The 1,469-nt window shown below is 57.0% G+C and carries 2 protein-coding genes; both read right to left on the bottom strand.

Annotated elements, in window-relative coordinates; all coding sequences use genetic code 11:
- Nucleotides 1-163 precede the first annotated feature (163 nt).
- The gene (tnpA, locus tag A9995_RS15685) at nucleotides 164-520 is read right to left on the bottom strand and encodes an IS200/IS605 family transposase (RefSeq protein ID WP_255360168.1); all 357 of its coding nucleotides are present in this window, start codon (nucleotides 518-520) and stop codon (nucleotides 164-166) included.
- A gap of 204 nt (nucleotides 521-724) precedes the next feature.
- Entirely contained in the window at nucleotides 725-1,297 is a 573-nt protein-coding gene (locus A9995_RS15680; RefSeq protein ID WP_067614741.1) for a TetR/AcrR family transcriptional regulator, read from the bottom strand.
- Nucleotides 1,298-1,469: the final 172 nt, after the last annotated feature.

The following is a 1,469-nucleotide window of genomic DNA, read 5'->3' as shown; positions in this document are numbered from 1 at the left end:
GAGGCTGCATTGATCGAAGCCCAGGCGCAACACCTCCTGTCGGTGACTGGTATATATCGAGCGCTTGGCGGCGGATGGGAGGTATGTAGCTTTCCTGAAGGTCCTGATTGCGCCGGGGAATCCCGGAACAGGCTGAATGACTGACCGGCTGACGCCGGTAGCATCAGGCGGAGGGGCTGAAGCTATCCGTGTGGGTATGTCGGTCGAGATAGCGCATGATGACGTCATCGGTGATGTTGCCGGATGTGGTCGAGAAGTAACCGCTTTGCCAGAAGCGTTGGGCCCAGTAGCGTTTGCGGGTGTGCTCGAACTCCTGCTCGATTTTGCGGGACGAACGGCCCTTTGCCCGGCGTACGAAGTCGCTGACCGAGACGTGCGGCGCGATATCAACGGACATACGTACATGATCGCGTGACAGGGCGCCGTTGACAATGGTCACGCCCATTTCCGCACAGATATGCCGGATAATCTGGCGCACCCGCAAGCGGCATCGAGCTTCCGTTTGCTTATGTAGCGCCATGGACAAATCGTATCTGAAACAATTTCCCGAAGGAGTTTGGCCGCTCTGATCCTTTCCAGGGGATGCCTTTCAACAACTGAAACATACCGGCGAAATGCATCCGATATAGTCGCAGTTTCACAATGACTAGTAATGACCTTTAGGCAACACGGTGCGCCCGCCGGTCTAATGAAGCTGCAAAGTGATCTTGCTACTCCCCGCTGTTCAGAACTTTCTCTCAGAGAGTTCGGAAAACGTAGCAGCGATCTCTGCAAGGGTGTGATCCAATGGCTCTCCGGATGACTGAGCCCGCGACAGGATAAGCGCGCCCTGTATGGCTGCAACATCTCGCTGCGCGGAACGAGCTGCCCCGGCGCTATCTACACCGCCGGATTTGTAGAGTTCGGCGATTGCGGAAAGCCAATAGTCGAAGAGCAGCTTCGTTCGTCCGCGCAGCTCGACGGGAAGATCTTCCATGGCAAATACCGCGAGCAGGCAGCCAAGCTGGCCGCCCTCGTAGTGCCTCCGTAGCATCCCCTCAATCGTTGCCCACTTCGTCCGAAGCGAGACATCTGGTGCGTTTGCCGCACCGGCAATGACATCGATAAACTTCTCGATCCTGTCGAGTGAACGCCCGGCCATCTCGGTCTTTCCGCGCCCGAAATGGTGGTAGATACTGGATCGGCCGAGGCCCGTTCGCTGAGAGATGACGCTCATAGTCGTGCCGTGGAAGCCATTGGCGCGAAAGATGCGAGAAATCTCGTCGGTGAGGTCCGGGCGAGGATCTATGTCATTCATGTGGCATCTCTCCCGGTAGCGAGGAATGTTTCAGGCATTCGACATTGACGGTTGGGCGAGTAACTCGTTGAACTCCAGAACATTACCGTCGGGGTCGCGGACAAAAATGACCTTGCGTCGGCCGGTGTAGATATGCGGCCCGTCCGTGATCCGGATGCTCTCTGTGTCGAGC

It is taken from the genome of Erythrobacter sp. QSSC1-22B (assembly GCF_001678665.1).
GTDB lineage: Bacteria > Pseudomonadota > Alphaproteobacteria > Sphingomonadales > Sphingomonadaceae > Qipengyuania.
The sequence above is the reverse complement of the archived record's forward strand: the minus strand, read 5'-3'. Positions and strand labels throughout refer to the sequence as shown.